At 48.2% G+C, this 22,440-nt stretch carries 22 protein-coding genes; 11 read left to right on the top strand and 11 right to left on the bottom strand.

Annotated elements, in window-relative coordinates; translation table 11 throughout:
* The first annotated feature begins 30 nt into the window (after nt 1-30).
* A complete protein-coding gene (locus tag SK35_RS13090) occupies nt 31-1,215 on the top strand; it encodes a tyrosine-type recombinase/integrase (protein WP_156174758.1) in 1,185 nt (394 codons plus the stop codon).
* A 23-nt stretch (nt 1,216-1,238) separates the two neighbouring features.
* Here SK35_RS13090 and SK35_RS13085 read toward each other — a convergent pair whose 3' ends face one another.
* Nucleotides 1,239-2,168 carry a hypothetical protein gene (locus SK35_RS13085; RefSeq protein WP_048214233.1) on the bottom strand — a complete coding sequence of 310 codons (930 nt, stop codon included), beginning with the start codon at nt 2,166-2,168 and terminating at the stop codon, nt 1,239-1,241.
* A 590-nt stretch (nt 2,169-2,758) separates the two neighbouring features.
* Here SK35_RS13085 and SK35_RS13080 point away from each other — a divergent pair.
* Complete coding sequence (locus tag SK35_RS13080; protein WP_048214232.1) at nt 2,759-3,463, top strand: hypothetical protein; 705 nt, start codon at nt 2,759-2,761, stop codon at nt 3,461-3,463.
* Here SK35_RS13080 and SK35_RS13075 read toward each other — a convergent pair whose 3' ends face one another.
* Together SK35_RS13075 and SK35_RS13070 are read right to left on the bottom strand one after the other, a co-directional pair.
* Nucleotides 3,464-4,009 (bottom strand): recombinase family protein, encoded by a 546-nt coding sequence (locus SK35_RS13075; protein WP_048214231.1) that lies wholly within the window; start codon nt 4,007-4,009, stop codon nt 3,464-3,466. It lies immediately after the preceding gene.
* A gap of 326 nt (nt 4,010-4,335) precedes the next feature.
* A complete protein-coding gene (locus SK35_RS13070; protein WP_231593806.1) occupies nt 4,336-4,728 on the bottom strand; it encodes a hypothetical protein in 393 nt (130 codons plus the stop codon).
* Nucleotides 4,729-5,210: 482 nt separating this feature from the next.
* Here SK35_RS13070 and SK35_RS13065 point away from each other — a divergent pair, with 482 nt between their 5' ends.
* The 3 genes from SK35_RS13065 (at nt 5,211) to SK35_RS13055 (ending at nt 6,836) form a co-directional block, all read left to right on the top strand.
* Entirely contained in the window at nt 5,211-5,882 is a 672-nt protein-coding gene (locus tag SK35_RS13065) for a hypothetical protein (protein WP_326929071.1), read from the top strand.
* A 243-nt stretch (nt 5,883-6,125) separates the two neighbouring features.
* Complete coding sequence (locus SK35_RS13060) at nt 6,126-6,416, top strand: hypothetical protein (protein WP_048214229.1); 291 nt, start codon at nt 6,126-6,128, stop codon at nt 6,414-6,416.
* 240 nt (nt 6,417-6,656) lie between these two features.
* Nucleotides 6,657-6,836, top strand: coding sequence for a hypothetical protein (locus SK35_RS13055; RefSeq protein ID WP_048214228.1), 180 nt, complete (start codon nt 6,657-6,659; stop codon nt 6,834-6,836).
* Between the two features lie 255 nt (nt 6,837-7,091).
* On the opposite strand, the gene msrQ is transcribed toward SK35_RS13055, so the two are convergent.
* Together msrQ and msrP are read right to left on the bottom strand one after the other, a co-directional pair.
* The gene (msrQ, locus tag SK35_RS13050; protein ID WP_048214227.1) at nt 7,092-7,718 is read right to left on the bottom strand and encodes a protein-methionine-sulfoxide reductase heme-binding subunit MsrQ; all 627 of its coding nucleotides are present in this window, start codon (nt 7,716-7,718) and stop codon (nt 7,092-7,094) included.
* Nucleotides 7,719-8,723, bottom strand: coding sequence for a protein-methionine-sulfoxide reductase catalytic subunit MsrP (msrP, locus tag SK35_RS13045; RefSeq protein ID WP_048214226.1), 1,005 nt, complete (start codon nt 8,721-8,723; stop codon nt 7,719-7,721).
* Between the two features lie 189 nt (nt 8,724-8,912).
* Here msrP and SK35_RS13040 point away from each other — a divergent pair, with 189 nt between their 5' ends.
* The 3 genes from SK35_RS13040 to SK35_RS13030 all read left to right on the top strand — a co-directional run bounded on the left by SK35_RS13040 (nt 8,913) and on the right by SK35_RS13030 (nt 11,952).
* A complete protein-coding gene (locus SK35_RS13040; protein ID WP_008784719.1) occupies nt 8,913-9,635 on the top strand; it encodes a response regulator transcription factor in 723 nt (240 codons plus the stop codon).
* On the top strand, nt 9,632-11,122 hold the full coding sequence (locus SK35_RS13035; protein WP_048214225.1) for a sensor histidine kinase: 1,491 nt from the start codon (nt 9,632-9,634) through the stop codon (nt 11,120-11,122). Before SK35_RS13040 ends, SK35_RS13035 begins: the two co-directional genes overlap by 4 nt.
* A gap of 143 nt (nt 11,123-11,265) precedes the next feature.
* Entirely contained in the window at nt 11,266-11,952 is a 687-nt protein-coding gene (locus tag SK35_RS13030) for a CPBP family intramembrane glutamic endopeptidase (protein ID WP_048214224.1), read from the top strand.
* A gap of 33 nt (nt 11,953-11,985) precedes the next feature.
* Here SK35_RS13030 and SK35_RS13025 read toward each other — a convergent pair whose 3' ends face one another.
* Nucleotides 11,986-13,239 (bottom strand): MFS transporter, encoded by a 1,254-nt coding sequence (locus SK35_RS13025; RefSeq protein ID WP_003832886.1) that lies wholly within the window; start codon nt 13,237-13,239, stop codon nt 11,986-11,988.
* A 107-nt stretch (nt 13,240-13,346) separates the two neighbouring features.
* Between SK35_RS13025 and SK35_RS13020 the strand changes: the two genes are divergently transcribed.
* The 3 genes from SK35_RS13020 to bioD all read left to right on the top strand — a co-directional run bounded on the left by SK35_RS13020 (nt 13,347) and on the right by bioD (nt 16,416).
* Nucleotides 13,347-14,246, top strand: a complete 900-nt coding sequence (locus SK35_RS13020) for a LysR family transcriptional regulator (protein ID WP_048214223.1) — start codon at nt 13,347-13,349, stop codon at nt 14,244-14,246.
* 128 nt (nt 14,247-14,374) lie between these two features.
* Nucleotides 14,375-15,595 carry a sugar metabolism global transcriptional regulator Mlc gene (gene mlc, locus SK35_RS13015; RefSeq protein WP_048214222.1) on the top strand — a complete coding sequence of 407 codons (1,221 nt, stop codon included), beginning with the start codon at nt 14,375-14,377 and terminating at the stop codon, nt 15,593-15,595.
* A gap of 125 nt (nt 15,596-15,720) precedes the next feature.
* Nucleotides 15,721-16,416, top strand: coding sequence for a dethiobiotin synthase (gene bioD / locus SK35_RS13010; RefSeq protein WP_020996409.1), 696 nt, complete (start codon nt 15,721-15,723; stop codon nt 16,414-16,416).
* Here bioD and clcB read toward each other — a convergent pair.
* The 5 genes from clcB to ynfE all read right to left on the bottom strand — a co-directional run bounded on the left by clcB (nt 16,372) and on the right by ynfE (nt 22,360).
* Nucleotides 16,372-17,661 carry a voltage-gated ClC-type chloride channel ClcB gene (clcB, locus tag SK35_RS13005; RefSeq protein ID WP_048216317.1) on the bottom strand — a complete coding sequence of 430 codons (1,290 nt, stop codon included), beginning with the start codon at nt 17,659-17,661 and terminating at the stop codon, nt 16,372-16,374. The two genes, bioD and clcB, sit on opposite strands and share 45 nt — an antisense overlap.
* 119 nt (nt 17,662-17,780) lie before the next feature.
* Nucleotides 17,781-18,395, bottom strand: a complete 615-nt coding sequence (gene dmsD, locus SK35_RS13000; protein WP_048214221.1) for a Tat proofreading chaperone DmsD — start codon at nt 18,393-18,395, stop codon at nt 17,781-17,783.
* Between the two features lie 42 nt (nt 18,396-18,437).
* On the bottom strand, nt 18,438-19,292 hold the full coding sequence (locus SK35_RS12995) for a dimethyl sulfoxide reductase anchor subunit family protein (protein WP_048214220.1): 855 nt from the start codon (nt 19,290-19,292) through the stop codon (nt 18,438-18,440).
* 1 nt (nt 19,293) lies between these two features.
* Nucleotides 19,294-19,911, bottom strand: a complete 618-nt coding sequence (gene dmsB, locus SK35_RS12990) for a dimethylsulfoxide reductase iron-sulfur subunit DmsB (protein WP_008784727.1) — start codon at nt 19,909-19,911, stop codon at nt 19,294-19,296.
* Nucleotides 19,912-19,921: 10 nt separating this feature from the next.
* Nucleotides 19,922-22,360, bottom strand: coding sequence for a selenate/tellurate reductase subunit YnfE (ynfE, locus tag SK35_RS12985; protein WP_048214219.1), 2,439 nt, complete (start codon nt 22,358-22,360; stop codon nt 19,922-19,924).
* Between the last annotated feature and the right edge of the window lie 80 nt (nt 22,361-22,440).

Raw genomic sequence — 22,440 nt, 5'->3', positions numbered from 1 at the left:
GTTAGTTGGGTATGTTTCAAGGAGTTTACCGTGATTCATACACGATTCATGCACTTTTCATGCACCCATCTTAGCCACTCTCAGAAAGATGGCTACCTCTGGAGGAAAAAACTTAACAATCGAACATTGTCGGTAAGTCTTAGGACTCGACTACCAGAGATTGCAAAATTTAGAGCACAAAAATTGACCATTCAGTATGTAAGAATCAAAGAGCTTTCTCTTCCATTTGAGAGCTTAAGAAACGTCCTTAAGTCATATCGTGACCGTTTGGTTGATGATGCTTTGTTGATGGTCTTGGAAGGTGGTTCAGATATGTCTACGATGCCGATAACCACCGTATACGAGAAAGCTGTGCATCCTGTCAGTGAGGTTCTGGAAGAATGGTGTGAAGATAATCGTGCTGATTGGAAGTTACGGACAGAGAAGCTAAATCGACGAAGCGTTAACTTATTCATCGAATGGGCTAAAAGACATTCAATAAAAAATGTTGAAGATGTTACTAAGCAGCACATAGCAGATTTTAAGCGATTTCTTGATGAACGCTACCAAGCACCAAGAAGTCGACAGGATGCCCTGATAAAACTACAGGCGTTGTTCAATTTCTGCATTGATAAGAGGGATTGCTTAACAGCAAATCCTGTTAAGGGGATGACTTACTCTAAGGTCACAAGCATTAAGCATAAGACGGAGATAACTCCTTCAGAATATGAGAAGGTGATGAATACTGATTATGTGAAAGGTTATGAAGACCTAAAGTGGCTTTTAGCCATACTATGGAATACAGGAATGAGAATAGGGGAGGCCATCCAATTACGTCCCGAAGATTTCCGTATTGTTGATGGTATCAAATGTATCAGCATCAACACAGAAGATGGGAAGCAGGTTAAAAATGAAACCTCTATTCGAGACATACCAATAAGTGAAGCACTTCTTCAGATGGGGATATGGGATACCAAACCAAGATTAGGATGGACTAAAAACAATGCAGCAGGAAGCCGTATAGCATTTGCGTTTAAGCAAATTGGTATTGAGCATAGTTCACATGATTTCCGGTATAGCCTGTCAAACAGACTCAGAGACTGTGATGTAGCTGATTCGGTACGATATAGCATTCTTGGTCATGCTCATAAAACGACCACTGACCGTGTTTACAAGACCAGACAGCCACTAAAACAGATGCTTTTGGCTTTGAACAAGGCCGCTGTAATGAGCTAGAACCAGTCAAGTATAAGGGGCTGTTAGCCCCAATCTCTAAAAGTATGTCTTGCTTTAGCCTCTTCCTCAGATAAGCCTGTATATTTGGCTAACATTTTGAAATCTGGTGCAGGGGTTGGTTTCAGACACTCTATGAACAACGGTTTATTATTTTTGTACCTTGGCAACTTCCCCCATTCTTTTATTCTTTTCATCTCAATATTGCTTTCAGCTATATCTGGGAAGTTAATTAAAAAAGAATGTAACTCTTTGATTACATGGTCGGTTAACGCAATGATGAGTTCGGTTATACTCACATACTTGGCTGTTGTTGCGACACCAATAATATTGCTTAATTCTAGAAAGCTTTTCTTATCGCTGAAATCCATTCGCGAGAGTGGTTCTTTTACGCATTCACTAATCTCATTTCTTACGCGTAGGTACATCATTACCTGATTGTAGTTCCCGAACATAGAACTTATTCTGACGGTATTACGCCATGTTAAAGAAATTGCATCTGAATCGGGTGTATTAACTTGTTTTCTAAATAGTTGATACTTTAACCACCAGTATGACTTTCCAAATAGTGATTTGTTTGCGGTAGGTTCAGCTCTGATGAAATAAAAACCTGTTGCTGTGAAAGTAACCTCTTCAAGCTTAGCTAGCATTGTTGGATATGCAATTGCTCTATAAAGTGGTTCACCCCATGTGATTTTTCCAGCGTAGTTTGATTTAATGGCTATAAGATTATTTAAGCATTCGTGAGCAAGGATGAACGCTTGGTTTGATGTTGCAAAGTTATCTTTTGCTATACGCTGAAGTTCTTGTGCTCTGCTTATGCGTATAGCAACAAGCCCGCCAAGTAAGGCAGAGCAAAACATCGTAAAAATTGGGAAAAAGTAATCCTTGAGGTAATCAGGGGTTGGTTTCAATGCGGCAATTGCATTTGCAATTATCTCAGCATCATGATTCATTTAGTGAACTCCATATCTTTTAAAAGCTTCATCCATTCAGCGTGGCATTTATCACATAGCCACCGTTCCATATCGGGCTGAAGTGCTCCGCATTTAACCGTAGAACCACGGACAGGAACACCACATCCAGAAGGCTGGAGTCGTAATTGTGCTTTTGTGTAGCTACTCATGTGACCCATTATGATTTTTCCTCCATTTTGTTTATGAGCCTACTGTACATCCAATTCTAAAAATACAAAATCTGCAACGTATTAAGAAATGGCTGGCTTTTAATTACCTGTTATTTACAGGTGTTATCAGGTGACTTCCTATTCAATTTAACGGTATTTTTCCAAGCATTTATGCAGTAACACACAGATTCTATGCAGTATCAGTACAGTCTCTTTTTCATGTAACTTATTGAAATATATGAATAACCCGTACAGCTTCTGTTTAGGGAAAACTGTGTCGTATCAGTCGTCCCTCTCTCGACTCCTAGAAAATCGCTATATACAGGTCTATATGACTCTTGCTGCCATAAATTTCACTCCCTAAATTAAGCTGTTCACTATAACATTAATCCCGATTTCAAAACTTTAAGTGGTGATTAGATGAGTGAAGATAGTGTTGTGGATTCAACCATACAGGGACTGAAAGAGAGGCTGTCAAGCCCATTATGGGGATATATCATACTTTCGTGGATAGGGTTTAACTGGAAACACATTGCAGTGATGTGCCTTAGCAAGGCTCCGGTGGAAGTCCGTATTCACCAGATTACCGCATCTGATTTTTTCTACATTAGGTACTTAATTCTCCCATGCTTGGTTGGATTCGTGTTGTCGTCTATCTTCCCGTACATTAATCAAGCCTCTGTGTGGCTTCAGTCAAAAGCGCTTGAAATGAAGATAAAGAGAAAAGTTAAGGCTGATAAGCTGGAAGAGATGGAGTTAGCAACGCAGAATCTGGAAATTGAGAGAATTGTGCAAGAGAAGGAGAGGGAAAAAATAATTACTAAAGATATGGAAGAAAGAGCGGAATCTTTACGGGAGGAGGTGATGAGCATTGAAGTAGAGGTTGCTCAATTGAAATCAGAACGTTCACAGATTCAAAGTCAGATAGAAGCATCTCTTCAGTTAATTGTCCAAATTGAGGACATTGTTAAAGGGGTGGATTCCGGCAAGTATACAGACGAAGATTTTAGGTCATTGGTCAAAGAATCAGTGAACAAAAGTCTTCTTGATGAAGCCAGAAGCACTTATCAAGCACAAAAGTTTCTTGATGAAATGGGTAAAGCATCAAGCCTTGAAAACAAATAGTTATGCTTCAGATTTAATACGCTGCACAGTTGACTTGGCAACGTTGAATTGTGCAGCAACCTTAGCAATTGAGCCACCAGCAGCAAGAGCAGCTTTAATACCTTCTCTGTCAACCGCTTTACCGTTACCCCTTCCAACTACACGACCAGCAGCTTTAGCAGCTTCATAACCTTCTCTTTGACGCTCAAGCATCATTTTACGTTCAGCTTCAGCCACTGCTGAAAAGATTGTGAGAATCATCTTGGACGTGGGGTTATCGTCACCAGTTATCAGACCCTCTTTGTGAAAGTGAACTTTGATACCTCTCTGCGAGAGTTTATCCACCAGCGTTAGTACATCCACGGTAGAACGTCCCAGACGTGACAGGTCGTGTACATGGATAGTGTCGCCTTCACGAACATAATCGAGCATAGCTTTTAGTTGTGGACGGTCTGTATTCTTTCCAGATGCCTTGTCAGTGAATACCTTATCCAGTGTGACCCCTTCAAGTTGACGGTCTGTAACCTGCTGTAATGATGAAACTCGGATATAACCAATGTTAGCCATAGCGCACTCATTTACCTTACTCATTTGATGGATTGAGTATATCGTACCGATAAAGTTTTTTACGAGGCTAATCGGTATGGGTTTTACAGAGGTCTAGCTATACCTTTTTAGTATGCTATATCGGTATGCTTAAGAGGTGAGGGTGTCTTTATAGCAGCTCAAAGAGAAAGTCAATGATATTTTAAAATTTTGCAAAGGAGGCTGCTTAGGCGTAGTGACGGGTACTTAGCAGCTATACATCTATGAGGTAGATTCTACCAAATCCACTAGGAGATATTTTTGAAGCTTCCGGTAAGGATGGAATTAAGAGAGGAGGTGTTGTAATTTTATTTTTGACTTAAAGGACTACAATCACCACGTCCACGGTAAAACCCCAAGCCATAATATAGCCGCTTTATTGCTTTAATTTTTATATCCAAATAGCCACCCTCTGTAGTTGAAAGAGTCTTGAATCCTTGTTTATCCATTTCATTGGCGACCTTCTCGAAATATTCAGCCTCAACTCTATAAAGCTTATCGGTAACTCTGTCCGTCGCTTTCTGGAATGTATCGGGGGAAATTCTGTAATAGTTTTCGCCCGCTTTTGCTGTTTCCTCGTTCAGGATTAAGCACCCAGCCATATCCAGTCCCTGAAGATTGATGCTGGGTTTAATAAAATCTTTCCCAAAAGAAGGAAGCGCAAAGAGTGTAAAAAAGAGTGGAAGAAATACTTTTCTCATTTTGAATTTGTTCTAAGTATTAACGATGATTTAATAGTATCCGTTTAAGAACTCTTAAAAGGCTTTTAAGAAGAGAGAAGAACCCCAGAAAGATGAGTCTTTTTAACAGAGTCTTCTAAGTATCTTTCAAGAGGGTAAAACCTTGTCAAGACCTTTGTCAATACCCTTTAGTTTAGTTGGTTAATTTGCAGGCAAATAGTGGTTGCCTTGTGAAATAATTGTTGCAATTAATAATCACATTCATTATAGTATCAATGTGAGCTGATAAAAAAGTTCATGTCTTGAAGTGGTAACACTTGGGGGAGTGTCAGATGGTTGACGTCAACAAGACCTCTCATTCAGGGTAATTACCTCAGCGTCATAATCATCGCACTGTTTCAGGCATGGGCTTCTTTATCAATCCATCAATCCCCCAGATATTTTAATTACATCAGGCTAATCGGTTTTATCCGGTTGGCCTTTTCACGTATGAGGTTTTATGAATGAAAAAAGAAACTAATGCTTTTATTATGGTAGATAAACGAGTTGCACAATTTCCTAAAACACTAAAACCAATTGACCGTTTGGTATACTTCACTATGCTTGATGGTGCTGATTATTATGAATCCAAGTTCGGTAGATATGCCCCCAGCATTGACTATCTGATGGTTATGTCTGGCGCTACACGCAATACGGTTATTGATTCTCTGAAAAGACTAGAATCACACAGGCTTATTGAGAAGACCAATATCAAAGGGCTGCAAAGTATTTTTAAAGTATTCACGTTGGATGTGCGTCCAGAAGTCTTATCAGAGCCTACCCTTGATGAGCGTCGTAGAGCTAAATTATCAGGTCAACCAGGAATTGACTGTAACCCACCCCAAAATTGGTTACCTACCCAACCAGAATTTGGTTGCCTACCTAACCAGAAATTGGTTACATGTAAGACTAAGTATAAAGACAAAAATATAAAGACTAAAGAAGAAAGACTAAAAGCGAGCTTTGAAGAAGAGTCTATTAAGATGGGAGCTTCGCTCTGTGATTCACATGAATGTGATTCTCTTGGTATTGAAGAGGCTATTAAACAATCTGACTTAGGTGACCTTGAAGTAAGTCCTGAAGAGACTACTAAACAACGGGGAGCAGGTCACTTGCCCCTGCACAGAATCAACTGACGATGAATTACCGGATGTTGACCTTGATGAAGAGAGTCCTGAAGAAACATTAAGATGTGAACAATATAAAGCGGAGAAGAAAAAGAAATTCGAACTTGCAAAACAAAAGAACAAGATTAATGAACTGGGTGATTTTGATGATAGTGACGATGATTTTACTTTTATTCCAAGAAAGAAAGTCCACATCGAACCAAAGAAAAAAATAGTTAAAGTCAGACGCGTTTATGCTGGAGGTATGCACTAATGAAAGAATATCACGGTGAAAAACGATACAAGGATTATCTGCTAAAGCGTTATAGCATTTCTCGTGAAGGTTACTTGATGAAAGATACTCGCGGAGAGGTTTACCAGATTCGACCGAAAAAGAAAGGGAAGGATTATTTCTTTTATGATGGTGTGACAGGTTTGAAGGTTGATGCTTTGAAGTTCGCTGTATTGCATCATTATGATTTGTGGGTTACGAAACAACTTAAACTTAAGAATGGTGACCCCTATAATTTAAAAGCAACCAATATTATTGAAAAACGCTGGTGACAAACCACCAGCAATTAATCATTTTCCACCATCACCAATCGTAATAGTAAACTCATATTTCAGAAATTTAATACTTAAGCTAAACCTTGTGCTTTTAGCAATAACCATTCTAAGCAAGTTATACCCCAGAAGCACAATCAAGACAGCAAAACCCAGAGATGCTGTAAGTATCCCGTATGAGTACTGGCCTCAAAATGGCTATTTTAAGAGGTCTGAGAGCTGTTTTTAGAGGATTTGAAAATGGATTATCTAATGACAGTATTAATTGACCAAGAAACTAGTAACGTTACGGTAAAAGCTGGTGAAAGCACCTTCACAGACTCCACTAATGCTGGAGCTACAAAGACACTTGGTAATGCTGGTACAGGTGGTGCTTTGAAGAACTACAGCGTGAACCCCAACAAGAAGGGTACATACTGATTTTCTAGCTGGATTTGATAGTTTTAAAATGTAAAATCATCTAAGTTCTACATACACGATTCATGCACTAAATTGATTAGCACATTGAAAAGTATAAAGTTTAAATAATGGTAAACATGTCCCAACTGGCGATTGCCGAGAGGTGGGAGAAGCGAGAGAGCCGCTGGAACGTGCGGGTGAGCTGATGGTAATTATCATTGTTACTCATTTTTTGTTCTCGTTCTGTTTAGGTGTGGTTAAGAAGTTTACCGTGATTCACTCACTTTTCATAAACACACCTTTGTACCCGGTTTTCCGTAACAGCTTTTTATAGCGAAAAGCCAGCAGAACCACAAAACAGATGGCGTAGATAATAGGGAGCGGTGATAACACTTTTACCGACCACAGATAATGCAGCGGTAGCAAAATGGCGGCCAGGTAGACGTAGTTGTGCAATGTTTGCCAGCGTTTGCCCATTTTACGCTGAGCGGCTTGTGTCGAGGTCAACGTCAACAGGAATAAGATAATCCAACCGGCCATACCCAGCATTAGCCATGGGCGTGAAACCAGTTCACGACCCAACAATCCCAGGTTTTGTATACCCAGTTCCAGCAGAGCATAGCTGGTTATATGCAGTGTGGCCCATGCAAAGCACCATAAACCTAACAACCGCCGGGTACGAAGCAACAAAGGCTGCTTTGCATAGCGCGCAAGCGGCGATACCAGCAGGGTAGCCAGCAAAAACTTCAGCGCGGTAATGCCCGTAAAGTGCTGGATATCTTTTCCCGGGTCGGCACCCAACCCGCCATGCTGCGCGGCCCAGAAGAGCCATAGCAGGGGTAAAAAACCGGCGAGATGCAGCAGCACTTTCAGGCCGGTTATCTGTTTTGCAGTCAACCTCACTTAAAAATACTCCCGAAGATCCATGCCCTGATATAACGATGCCACCTCATCGGCATAACCATTAAAAGGTAACGTGGGCTGTCGCTGTACATCGAGAATGCCACCCGAACCGATAAAACGCTCAGTAGCCTGAGACCAGCGAGGGTGATCAACCTGCGGATTTACGTTGGCGTAAAATCCGTATTCATTCGGTGCTGACATATTCCAGGTCGTCGGCGGCTGCTCGCGCGTCAGCTTGATACTGACTATCGATTTAATGCCCTTGAAGCCGTATTTCCAGGGCACGGTCAGGCGTATCGGCGCCCCGTTTTGCGGCGGCAATGCTTTGCCATATACGCCTACGGTGAGAAGTGTGAGCGGGTGCATAGCCTCATCCAAACGAAGACCTTCGACATAGGGATATTTCAACCCACCGCCAATAAAGCGGTCTTTCTGACCCGGCATTTCATCAGGGGCGTAGCGTGTTTCAAAAGCGACGTATCTGGCGTGACTAGTTGGCTCAACCAGCGCCAGTAATTTATGCAACGGAAAACCCACCCACGGCACAACCATCGACCAGGCCTCAACGCAACGCATCCGATAAATACGTTCTTCTAATGGAAAGCGTGTGGTCAGCGCATCATGATCCAAGGTTAAAGGTTTGTTGACCTCACCGCTGATGGTTAACGTCCAAGGATCGGTTTTCAGGCTACCGGCATTGGCGGAAGGATCGGCTTTATCCAGACCAAATTCGTAGAAATTGTTGTAGCCCGTCACCTTGTCTTCTGGCGTCAGTGACAGGCTGTTTTGCCAGCGTTCGGGCTTTGTGAACTCAAGCGCTTTGCCTGCGGGTGCGGGTGGACGATCGTTGCCTTTAAACCAATCCAGCAAATTAGCCTGTGTAGGGGAGGACAGCGTGGCCGCAGCAGCACCTATCCCAAGTGCTTTGAGGATCTGTCGTCGTTGCATAAAAAATACTGACTCGGCTGTAACATCTGCTTCCCGAAGTGGACGTTTTTTTAGCATGACTTTTCCTTCTTATTTTCATGTTAAGGAAAACAAAGCGACGTTTCCCTGTTGATGTCTGACGTGTCTGTAACGACATACTGCTCGCATGCGTATCCCTGGATCCTCACGAAAAGTTAAAAATTTTGTGATAACTTCCGCCCCTTGCCTGAGGTAAGCTTTCAGCACGACGAGAGGGGGATGACACTGATGGCAGGCGCGAAAAAGATATTTTTGGTTGAAGATGACAGCGATATTGCCTCACTTTTGCAGCTTAGCCTAAAGGATGAGGGTTACGAGATTGTTCATGAGGCAGATGGAGCTCGTGCGCTTGAACAACTGGAGAAACACGTTTGGGATGCCGTTATCCTCGATCTGATGCTGCCGGGTGTCGACGGGCTGGAGATTTGTCGTCGCATTCGCCAAATGAGTTTTTATTTGCCCGTCATTATCATCAGCGCCCGCACCAGCGAAACGCACCGTGTATTGGGGCTGGAAATGGGTGCCGATGATTATCTGGCCAAACCTTTCTCGGTGCTGGAGTTGATGGCCCGGGTAAAGGCATTGTTTCGTCGTCAGGAAGCGATGAGTCAGAACCTACGTATGGAGGCGGGGATTATCACCGTTCATGGCGTAGAGATTGACCCATTAGCCCGGGAAGTCCGGTTGCATGGTAAATCCCTCGATTTAACGCCGCGCGAATTCGATCTACTCTATTTTTTCGCCCGTCATCCAGGCGAGGTCTTTTCGCGTCAGGCGCTGTTAGATCAGGTGTGGGGCTACCAGCATGAAGGGTATGAGCATACGGTGAACAGTCATATTAATCGCCTGCGGACCAAAATTGAAAAGGATGCTGCGGAGCCGGAAATTATTCTCACGGTTTGGGGACGAGGCTATAAGCTTGCTGCGGTTAACGCGGAGCATCAGCCATGATTTATCGCCTGTCGCTGAGCCAGCGTCTGACCCTCGTCTTTACCGCCATTATGCTGATTTGTGCGGTTACCGTCAGTGTTGTCCAGATCCGCAGCAGTAAACAGTATGGCGACGCCATGGTGCAAAGGCTCTCGCTGGAGCTGGCGAGCAAGATTGTCAAAAGTGAGTCGCTTATTGATACCAGCGGGCAGATTAATCGCCAGACCTTAAAAGGATTGTTTAATCACCTGATGACGCTCAACCCCAGCGTGGAGCTGTATCTGATTTCACCGTCAGGTGAAATACTTGCTGATGCCGCACCGCCGGGGCATATCCAGCGGCAGAAAATTAGCGTACAGCCGATACAGGATTTCCTTAACTCAGCTGCGTTGCCCGTCTATGGCAACGATCCGCGTAGCAGCCAGCAAAAGGTATTCAGCGCCGCGCCAGTTTTATATAACGGTGAGCTACATGGCTATTTGTACATTATTCTGCAGGGCGAAGATCTGAATATGCTGGCGAATACCGCCTGGCAAAAAACGCTCTGGAATACCGTTGCCTGGACGTTAATACTGGTTTTATTAGCCGGTGGAATTGCAGGTTTTCTGGTGTGGCGATGGGTGACTAATCCAGTAAAAAGGCTAACCGAACAGGTGGTAAAACTGGAGAAGGACAGCATTGCCGTCATCAAACAATTGGCACAAAAAAATCCCGAACCGGCACCGGAGAATGAAATAGCGCTGCTGAACAATGCGTTTATCGAGTTGGCGCAGAAAATTGCCCAGCAGTGGGATTTATTAGCAGACAGCGATCGTCAGCGCAGAGAGTTTATTGCCAATATTTCGCACGACCTACGCACGCCGTTGACTTCGCTGTTGGGGTATCTGGAAATGCTGTCGCTGAAAGCCGATACGATGACGCCTGAGGAAAACCGGCATTATCTTAGCATCGCGCTGCGCCAGGGGCATAAAGTTCGCCATCTGTCACAACAGCTGTTTGAGCTGGCAAGGCTGGAGCATGGCGGTATAAAACCGCAGCGTGAACGTTTTGCTATTGGTGAATTGATCCAGGACGTGGCACAGAAATTTGATCTCCCTGTTGCCACACGTCATTTGCAGTTGCACCTTGACGTAACGGGGCCGTTACCGCTGGTGAATGCCGATTTATCGATGATAGAAAGAGTCGTGACGAATTTGCTGGATAACGCTATCCGTCATACGCCTGACGGAGGCGAAGTGCGGCTAAAAGTCTGGCGTGATGAAGACCGTTTGTTAGCCGAAGTGCAGGACAGCGGGCCAGGGGTAGAAGAAGCTGTGCGAGAAGTATTGTTTCAGCGCCCGACCGCGTTAATTCCCCGTGAGCAGCGGGCCGAGCGCGGCGGTCTGGGCTTACTGATCGTGCGTAGAATGCTCGAACTGCATGGAGGAGATATACATCTGGTTAGCTCAACCGCAGGGGCCTGCTTCCGTTTCTCGTTGCCGCTGGCGGATTCTCCTCTGTGTAGTTGACGGTGAAGTTCCGGAGTAAAGAGGGTTTTGGTATTGTACTCATGGGCATTGCGTAAAAGTTGGTAGGTTGTCAGTGATAATGAGAATTTTTATCATGCATAGGTAATTCATCAACTTATCTTCGATGAGCGCAAGGAGATCGTATGTCACAGGATGCCGACAACCTGTATATCGCCAGGACTAAAGCAGTTGCTGGCTGCTTTTCAATGTTTTTACTGATGTTTGGCCTCACGTTTACCCCGTTGTTTTTCCCCGCGAGTCAGGACCTGCTTGCCAAAGGGTTACTTTTTCCGCTGCTGTTTGCGCTGGAATTTATTGTGCTGGTTCCGCTGTATTATTTCTTCTTTAGAAAAAGAGAGGGACTGGGCAAAGGCATTTTCAACGCCAGGTGGTTTGCCATTTTGTTCGCGGCGCTGCTGTTTATTCAGCTTATCCTGCCATTGATTTTGGGTCTCAGACAAACCGAAGCGTGGGTGACCAGCCAAATATCCTTAAGTAGTTATGCGTTGTGGTTATCTACGTTGACCCTGATATTTATCGCGCCAGTTTATGAAGAAATTGTTTTCAGAGGCTGTTTATTCAACGCGTTCCAGTACTGGTTCAATAATAAAACCTGGCTGTCGTCAGTGGTGGTATCGGTCATTTTTGCCATCATGCATACGCAGTATGTGGATCTACGTACGTTGCTGATGTTGTTTCTTGTGTCGCAGGTGTTGATCCTGGCCAGACTGAAAAGCAACGGTCTGTTGATGCCAATTTTGCTGCATATAGTGATGAACGGGACGGTTATTGCTCTGCAGATGGCGGCTCAGACGTTACAGCCAGGGTGATGAAGGTGATGCCCGGAACCCGGGCATCGTGGATTATACGTGCAGTCGATGGTGCAAACGCGCACCGACCAGCAACGCCAACACCAGCATCAGGGCGATAAATCCGCCCACGCCGTTCCAGCCATAGCTGTGCCAGAACACACCGCCCAGCGTACCGGCAATACTGGATCCCAGATAATAGCTGAACAGATACAGAGAAGAAGCCTGGCCTTTAGCGCGTTTTGCTCGTGGTCCAATCCAACTGCTTGCTACGGAGTGCGCGGCAAAGAACCCGGCTGAAAAGAGCAGCATCCCGGCGAAGATCAGCCATAGCGATGTGAACAGAGTCATCAAAAGTCCAACCAACATCACGCCTGTTGAAAAGAGCATTACCGGGCCACGGCCATAACGAGTGGTCATAGAACCCGCCTTTGGCGAACTCCAGGTCCCGGTCAGATACGCCACAGATAACAAACCTACAACCGCCTGGCTGAGCTCCCACGGGGAGAGCATCAGGCGGTAGCCGATGTAATTAAACAGCGTGACAAACGATCCCATCAGTAAAAAACCTTCCGCAAACAGCAGCGGCAAACCTTTGTCGCGCCAGTGCAAGCGGAAGTTGATAAACAACGTTTTCGGGCGCAGCGACGTAGGTCTGAAATGACGGGATTCCGGTAAGATTTTCCAGAACATCAGTGCAGAGGCAAGGGCAAAACAGCCGATCGCCGCCAGCGCGATACGCCAGTTAAAAAAGTCGGTAAACACACCGCTGATCAAGCGACCACTCATACCGCCAATCGAGTTACCGCTGATATACAAGCCCATTGAGAAGGCGACGAAACTGGGATGAATTTCTTCACTCAGATAGGTCATCCCTACCGCCGCGACGCCGCTCAGTGAAAGTCCTATCAGAGCACGCATGATTAAAATACCGTGCCAGCTGGTCATCATCGTTGAAAGCAGCGTACAACAAGAGGCGAGCAGCAGCGCGGTAACCATCACCGGCTTGCGGCCAATAGCATCTGAAAGTGGGCCGGTAAACAGTAACCCTATCGCCAGCATCGCCGTCGAGATGGAAAGCGAGATACTGCTGCTTGCGGGAGAGACCCCAAACTCGTGCGAGAGCACTGGTAGTATGGGTTGTACGCAATAGAGGAGGGCAAAAGTCGCCAGTCCGGCGGAAAACAGCGCCAGCGTGACGCGCATAAATGGGGATGTTCCGCGTTTGATAAATCCATCCGGCGGGGTAACTATCTGTTCATCAACATCGCTTGTTGGCGCGGTATCGACAGTTGTTGTACGGCTCACTTGAAATCCTTGCTCATTCAATTACGTCTACAGGACCAGCCTTAAGAGTATGAAAATCACAATATTCTGTCTAATATATTAATAATCTCAAATAATATTTTAAAAATATGAATATCGAACTGCGTCATTTACGTTACTTTGTGGCCGTTGCCGAAGAGTTGCATTTTGGTCGGGCGGCGGCGCGGTTAAACATTTCGCAACCGCCGCTAAGTCAGCAGATCCAGATCCTTGAACAGCAGGTTGGCGCCCGGTTACTTGCCCGAACTAACCGTAGCGTGGCACTGACCTCTGCCGGAAAGCAGTTTCTGGCGGACAGTCGGCAGATCCTCGGGCTGGTTAATGAAGCCGCCGCCAGGGCTGAGCGTTTGCATCTGGGAGAAGCAGGGGAATTGCGTATCGGCTTTACGTCGTCCGCGCCGTTTATCAAAGCGGTTTCAGATACGTTATCTCTGTTTCGCCAAAGCTACCCGGCAGTGCATATGCAAACCCGCGAAATGAACACGCGTGAGCAAATTGCTCCGCTCAATGAAGGAACGCTGGATTTGGGGCTTCTGCGCAATACGCAGCTTCCGGAAACGCTGGAGCGTGAAATCATTCTGCATGAACCACTGATGGCAATGATCCCACGTGCGCATCCGTTGGCGCAAAAACCCGTGGTCACGTTGGCCGAACTGGCGAATGAGCCATTTGTCTTTTTTGACCCCCATGTGGGGACAGGGTTGTATGACGATATTCTGGGCCTGATGCGTCGCTATGGACTGAAGCCGACGATTGCGCAGGAGGTTGGCGAGGCGATGACTATCATTGGGCTGGTGGCCGCAGGATTAGGGGTTTCTATACTTCCTGCTTCTTTTAAACGGGTACAACTGTATGAAATGTGTTGGATCCCGATAGCGGAAGAAGATGCTGTCTCGGAAATGTGGTTAGTGTGGCCAAAGCATCATGAGCAAAGTCATGCCGCGCAACGCTTTCGCGAGCAGCTTCTGGTGGCCGTTCAGAGCGGTTAATTTAGTTTAAAAATGGGTGAAAATGTGCAGTAAATCACAAGGCTAAGTAAAAAGTTGACGGAAGCCATTGAAGTGCTTCACCATAGCCCGCAGATTATTTCGGAGCGCGAAAATAAAGGGAGTAAGTGGTGGTTGCTGATAGTCAGCCTGGGCATATCGATCAAATTAAGCAGACCAATGCGGGTGCGGTTTATCGCCTGATTGATCAGCTGGGTCCGGTATCGCGTATTGATCTCTCCCGCCTGGCACAATTGGCGCCTGCCAGTATTACCAAAATTGTCCGCGAAATGCTCGAAGCGCATTTGGTGCAAGAGCTGGAAATCAAGGAAGCGGGTAGCCGTGGTCGTCCGGCCGTTGGGCTGGTTGTCGAAACGGAGGCCTGGCACTACTTATCCATTCGTATCAGTCGTGGCGAGATTTTTCTGGCGCTACGCGATCTGAGCAGCAAGCTGGTGGTTGAAGATTGCCTGGACATGCCACTGGTCAGTGAAACGCCGTTGCTGGATCGCGTGATAACCCAGGTCGATCAGTTTTTCATCCGCCACCAGCAAAAGCTGGAGCGCTTAACCTCCATCGCCATCACCTTACCCGGCATTATTGATACTGAAAACGGTATCGTTCATCGCATGCCATTTTACGAAGATGTCAAAGAGATGCCGTTGGGCGAAGCGCTTGAGAACCATACCGGCGTGCCGGTGTATATTCAGCACGATATCAGCGCCTGGACGATGGCCGAGGCGCTTTTTGGCGCATCGCGCGGTGCGCGTGACGTCATTCAGGTGGTGATCGATCATAACGTGGGTGCCGGGGTGATCACTGACGGCCATTTGCTGCATGCAGGCAGCAGTAGCCTGGTGGAGATTGGCCATACGCAGGTCGATCCCTACGGTAAACGCTGCTATTGCGGCAACCATGGTTGTCTGGAAACAATCGCCAGCGTCGACAGCGTGCTCGAATTGGCGCAGGTGCGCCTGAAGCAGTCAATGAGTTCTTCTCTACATGGGCAACCGTTAACGGTAGACGCGCTGTGTCTGGCGGCCATGCAGGGTGATTTATTGGCGAAAGATATCATTAGCGGCGTTGGGACCCACGTCGGTCGAATTCTTGCCATCATGGTGAATTTGTTCAACCCGCAAAAGATATTGATTGGCTCTCCGCTCAGCAAAGCGGCAGATATCTTGTTCCCTACCATTGCGGACAGCATTCGTCAGCAGGCGCTTCCGGCTTACAGTCAGCATATAGTCGTTGAAAGCACCCAGTTTACCAATCAGGGGACGATGGCGGGGGCGGCGCTCGTGAAGGACGCGATGTATAACGGTTCTTTGTTGATTCGTCTATTACAGGGTTAACATTTTTTAACTGTTGTACGAAAAATTGCGCTATCTCAAGCTGATCCTGGTCGTCATACCTTAGACTTTCTCCACTGTTTTATTTTCCTGACTTATATTTTCAAAGCATAACGGTGGAGTTAGTGATGCTGAAGCGTTTCTTTATTACAGGTACAGACACTTCTGTTGGGAAGACCGTGGTTTCCCGCGCATTACTACAAGCGTTAGCGTCAGGGGGTAAAAGCGTTGCGGGTTACAAACCTGTAGCCAAAGGCAGCAAAGAGACGCCCGAAGGTCTGCGCAACAAAGATGCACTGGTACTGCAAAGTGTGTCATCTATCGAGCTGCCTTATGAGGCGATTAACCCAATTGCGTTGAGCGAAGATGAAAGTAGCGTGGCGCATAGTGGTCCGGTCAATTACACCCTGTTATCCAACGGTCTCGCAAGCCTCAGCGAAAAAGTCGATCACGTTGTCGTGGAAGGCACCGGAGGCTGGCGGAGCTTGATGAACGATCTGCGTCCGTTATCGGAGTGGGTGGTGCAGGAACAACTGCCGGTGCTGATGGTAGTGGGTATCCAGGAAGGCTGTATTAATCATGCGATCCTCACCGCGCAGGCGATAGCCAGCGACGGACTGCCGTTGATTGGCTGGGTTGCGAATCGCATTAACCCTGGGCTGGCGCATTATGCGGAAATCATTGATGTGCTGGGTAAAAAATTACCTGCACCGCTGATCGGTGAACTGCCTTATCTGCCTCGTGCAGAGCAACGTGAGTTGTCGCAGTACATCCGCCTTTCAATGCTCGGCAGCGTGCTGTCGGTAGATAGAGTCGTGGCGTAACGTACGCGACAGTACCGACGCCAGGACACAGGCGATCAGTAATCCGGGGAGCAGGCGATACTCCCCGGTCATTTCACAAACCATCAACGTCGACATTATTGGTGCATGCGTGGTAGCCGCCAGCAGCGTGGCCATCCCCGTTAATCCCAGCAAAATGGCAATTTCATCCGAGCCCGGAAGCCATAATCCCCATACCTGACCCAGCAACATGCCCACCGACAAGCCGACAAACAGCGTTGGCGTAAACACGCCACCCGGAGCACCGGATCCACTGCTGGCAAGCACCGCCAGTAATTTGCAGATAAAAATCCCGCCAACCACGGCCAGCAGCGGTGGTGAAAGTAAATATGACTGCACCACGCTGTAGCCATTACCCCAGACCGTAGGCGTGAGCAATGAAAGCAGGCCAACGATCAACCCGCCAAGCGCCAGTTGCCACGGTGGCGAGAGTTTTAAGCGCAAAAATACATTATGGCTGGCGGTCATCAACCACATGAAGAGCGGTCCGCAGATGCCAGCAGCCAGACCGGTGCTGACAATCATAACGTATTCCAGAGCATGTAATTCCCGCGACAGGTGCACGGTATACAGCAGCGCATTGCTGCCGCTAAGCAGATTGGTGGTGAGTAATGCGACTACGGCGGACACCACTACCGGCCCCAGTGAGGCGAGGATCAGTGTGCCAAACAATACTTCGGCAATAAATAAACTGCCCGCCAGCGGGGCATGATAGGCTCCAGCCATACCTGCAGCGGCGCCGCAGGCAATCCATAACTTCCATTCTGTACGCGGGGTAAAGCGTTGAGCAAAGCAGGAGGCTGCCAGGGCCGCCAGTAAAATCATGGCACCTTCACGTCCGATGGCGCTCCCGCTGGCAACCACCAGTAACGATGCCAGCGATTTCACCAGGCTTGCACTGACGTCAAATTGTCCGTCGGTTTGCAGGGCTTCCATATAATCAGTGGGAGCCTGCGGACGTAAACGGTTAAATTTTTGCCAGCCCCACAGTAGTAATCCAGCCGCCAGACCGCCGAGTGCAGGTGTCAGCATACGCCTTAAGGGCGAAAGGTTTGTCGCTGCGTTGACCAGACTCCCTGTGTTGTTGCTCAGAAACAACCATTCGAGAAGTAGCATGGCATGACGAAATCCTGCGACGGCCAGCGCAGCAAGGACGCCAATCAACGCGGCGATCAGCAGGCGGCGGAACATGGCACGCAGGTCAGGGTAAGCATGTAAATGATGCATGAGTGGCCAGACTGGAAAATTCAGACGCTCTATTTTGCGGCTATTAGGTAACAGAAGCAAAAGCTCAGCGTGCGCAACAGGATGCACCACAGGCAGGACGCATCCTACCTGTGACGAAACTAACGGAACAAAGGCTTATCGGCTACCGGGATCAGTAACTGTGATTGCCACTGTGCCAGCGTCAGACGCGCCAGCTCACCCAGCGCCTGGTAGAACGGATGGTCGGCTTTTTCGATAAACACATTAAGGAAGCGCGATGACCATGGGAACAGATGCCAGGCCAGCAGTTGCTCGCACTCGGTGTGGCGTTCGTTCTCGGCAAGCCAGGCCGTCAGCAACAGCAGCGAACCAAAGTGATCTTCTGGCTCATTTTGCTGCATGGCAAACTGGATGCCGTTGTCCCGCATCCACTGGCGTAATGCCAGCGTGGAGTCGCCAAACAACACGTTTTCACGATCCAGCCAGACGGATCCCCATGGCGGAGAAGGGAGCGCATAAGGCCCAACAAACAGACGTTGCCAGGCCTGCGGGAGAGACTCATCGGCATCAGCCTGAAACTGATCGACTAACGGCGAAAGCGTTGTCTTTTCAAGCGGCCACTGCGACTGCCAGCCTTCGGTTCTTAATGCACTGACCAGTGCCGAAGCTTCCGCACTGTCTGGGGCATAATAAAACAGCGCGCCGAGCACACGCGCTGCAGTAGAAAAGTTGTCTCGTTGTGAAAAATGGGTCATGCAAACAATCCTGAACAGTGCGGGTTGCCCCGCACCCGAAAGTTAACCTGCAACAGCCATTCCGACTGTCATATGTAAACCGTAAAACAATCCGCGGCCAATGATTTCACCGACAAGCACCAGAATTAACCCGAGCGCCAACCCGCCAACGGACGGTCGTTTGCGACGGATCAACGGACATATCCAGCAACCCAGACCCGCAGCCAACAGCAGCACACGCCAGACCTGTAAACTGCCGTAGTCGGGAACCAGCGCGCTGGCGGATTGTACCGAACTGTGGATCTCGCCGAGTGACAGTCCCTGCAGCACAATAACGGCCACCGTAACCAGCAGAGCCAATACGCTGATACCGGCGAATCTGACGACGTTAAAAGAAACACCTGCAGCACGCAGCAGCAGAGCGGCAAATAGCGGTCCACTGAGCAGCATCGTCATGAAAAACGCCAGTGTAGTATAGCCGTTATACCAGGTTGGGACGGTGTCTATCTGGTAGACGTTGGTCATCGCAAAGACAAATACCAGGCCCAGCAACATGCTCAACAGCAGCCAGATTTTACCTAACGCTGCGGGCATTTTACCGAGAAACGCCACCAGCCACCACAGGCCACCGACGGCGAAAAACAGCGAACCGCTGGCGATTTCGTTACTTAGCGCCGATGCGCCAATTTTGTTCAGCGAGTTAAACGCGCGCAGCGGCGAACCTAAATGCATAACCGAGGCGAGAAAGGCGATGCCCATTACCAGCCAGAGAAAAAACATACTGCGAACGATACGTTGTTTTGCCAGCTCGTCTTTAGCTGTCAGCCAGCCGCAACCACTGACGATCAGCGCCCCGGCTACGCACTGGCCCAGCACCGTAAACAGTACCAGCGGCCATTCATGCCATCCATTTCCCATATTACACCTCCTTTGGATTAGCCAGAAAACCCGTGGTATCCCCGGTCGGGCGGCAATTGGCGTTTGGTTTGATCACAATATTTGGTTTGGTGAAGTGCGCACCCGGCAGCGGGGCGACGGCAGCCAGTTCACCATGTTTTTTGCGCAGTTCGTCGATGGGGCCAAAATCCAGCGCACGCAGCGGACAGGACTCGACGCAGATGGGCTTTTTGCCGTCTGCCACGCGATCATGGCAGCCATCACACTTGGTCATATGTCCTTTCGCAGCATTGTACTGTGGCGCACCGTACGGGCAGGCCATATGACAGTAGCGACAGCCAATGCATACGTCTTCATCGACCACCACAAAACCATCCTCACGCTTATGCATCGCACCACTTGGACAAACCTTGGTGCAGGCCGGATCCTCGCAGTGGTTACAGGAGATGGAGAGATAGTAGGCAAAAACGTTCTGGTGCCAGACGCCGTTGTCTTCCTGCCAGTCACCACCTGCATATTCGTAAATCCGCCGGAAACTGACGTCAGGAGTGAGGTCTTTGTAGTCTTTGCAGGCCAGTTCGCAGGTTTTGCACCCGGTGCAACGACTGGAATCAATAAAAAATCCATACTGAGTTGTCATGGGTTAGTCCTTAAACCTTCTCGATCTCGACCAGATTAGTGTGCTGTGGGTTGCCTTTTGCCAGCGGTGAAGGGCGCTGTGTTGTCAGCGTATTGACGCAGGCGCCATGGTCAATTTTGTCGCCGGCCATATCGGCATCGTGCCATGCACCCTGGCCCATTGCGCTGACGCCAGGCAGGATCCGTGGCGTCACTTTGGCCGGAATACGTACTTCCCCGCGGTCGTTAAAGACCCGCACCATATCGCCATTTGCAATACCACGCTTTTGGGCATCGACGGGGTTGATCCACACTTCCTGACGACAGGACGCCTGCAGAACATCAATATTGCCGTAGCTGGAGTGCGTACGGGATTTGTAATGAAAGCCAAACAACTGCAGCGGAAATGCGCTGCGTTTAGGATCGTCCCACCCTTCAAACGTGGAGGCGTAGACGGGAAGTGGACTAATTACTTCATCCTTCTGCAACTCCCAGGTGTTGGCAATTTTCGCCAGCCGGCTGGAGTAAATTTCAATCTTTCCAGACGGTGTTTTGAGTGGATTGGCCTGCGGATCGTCGCGGAATTTTTTATAAGCGACAAAATGCCCGTTAGGATCTTTGCGTTTATAGATCCCCATTTTTTTCAGCTCGTCATAAGAAGGGAGCGCGGGGTCCTTGGCCAGCATTTTTGCATACAGATACTGGAGCCACTGTTCCTGAGTACGGCCTTCCGTAAACCGTTGATAGATATCATTGCCAAGGCGTTTGGCGACTTCGCTCATTATCCAGTAGATCGGTTTGCGTTCGAACTTCGGTGACGTCGCGGGTTGAATAAAAATGAGGTATCCCATGTTGCCCGCATAGTCGTTAGGAATGATGTCTTCCTGTTCGACGGTCATTAGGTCCGGCAGCAGGATATCGGCATATTTCGCTGAGGAGGTCATGAAGTTTTCGATGACCACTATCATTTCGCATTTCGTATCATCCTGAAGGATCTCATGCGTTTTATTGATATCTGAGTGCTGATTAGTAATGGTGTTGCCCGCGTAGTTCCAGATAAATTTAATCGGTACATCGAGCTTATCTTTACCGCGCACGCCATCGCGGGTTGCGGTCATTTCCGGACCCCGGGCGATGGCGTCGGTCCAGCTAAAGCAGGATATCTGGGTCTTGATGGGATTATCCGGCAGCGGCATGCGTTCAATCGTGATGGTGTAGGTTGATTCTCGTGCACCGCTATTGCCGCCGTTGATGCCAACGTTGCCGGTCAGGATTGGCAGCATCGCGATCGCGCGCGAAGTCAGTTCGCCGTTAGCTTGACGTTGTGGACCCCAACCCTGACAAATATACGCCGGTTTTGTACTACCGATTTCCCGTGCCAGTTTAATGATGCGCTCGGCCGGGATCCCTGTGACATGCGAGGCCCATTGGGGCGTTTTAGCGACACTGTCATCGCCATTGCCAAGTATATAGGCCTTGTAATGTCCGTTAGCGGGGGCGTCAGCGGGTAGGGTTTTCTCGTCATAACCGACGCAATATGTGTCGAGGAACGCCTGGTCGACCAGATCTTCGTTAATCAGGACCCAGGCGATTCCCGCCACCAGTGCGGCATCGGTTCCCGGACGGATAGGGATCCACTCATCTTCACGACCCGCAGCGGTATCGGTATAACGCGGGTCGATGACGATCATGCGGGCGTTAGAACGCTCCCGGGCCTGCTCAAGGAAGTATGTTATGCCACCGCCGCTCATGCGCGTTTCGGCAGGGTTATTGCCGAACATCACCACCAGCTTCGTGTTTTCAATGTCGGAGGTACTGTTGCCGTCATTTGAGCCGTAGGTGTAAGGCATTGCCGCCGCGATTTGTGCGGTACTGTATGTGCCGTAATGGCTCAGGAATCCGCCATAGCAGTTCATCAATCGAGCGACCAGCGAGGCATAAGGGGAGGAGCGAGTAATATTGCCGCCGACAATGCCAGAGGTGTAGTTGATATACACGGCCTCATTACCGTATTTCTGTACGGTATTTTTTAAACTGGTGCTGATGGTATCCAGCGCTTCCTGCCAGGTTATGCGTTCGAATTTGCCCTCACCGCGTTTACCCACGCGCTTCATAGGATAATTGAGGCGGTCCGGATGATTGATCCGTCGACGGATTGAGCGTCCACGCAAACAGGCACGCACCTGGTGCTGACCATAAATATCGTCTCCGGTCGTATCAGACTCCACCCATACGACCTCGTCATCTTTGACGTGGAGTTGCAGGGCACAACGACTGCCGCAGTTCACGGAACAAGCGCCCCAAACCACTTTCTCTTCAGCCGGTTGCATTGCCTGTTGTACCGCAGCAGTTGCGGTGCGCATCCCAAAAGGTAACGATAACCCGCCAGCGGCAAGCGCCAACGAACCTATAGCCGAGGATTTCACTAACATCCTGCGGCTAATGCCTCCATATTGCTCAGTATCAGACATAACTCACTCCATTATAGTTATCGCTATATACTAATCTCTACAGCGAAATTAATAGCATGCTAATAATAGAGTGGGTTTAC

This window comes from Citrobacter sp. MGH105 (genome assembly GCF_001037485.2).
Taxonomy (GTDB): domain Bacteria; phylum Pseudomonadota; class Gammaproteobacteria; order Enterobacterales; family Enterobacteriaceae; genus Citrobacter; species Citrobacter portucalensis.
This window is presented reverse-complemented; position numbering and strand designations above follow the sequence as displayed.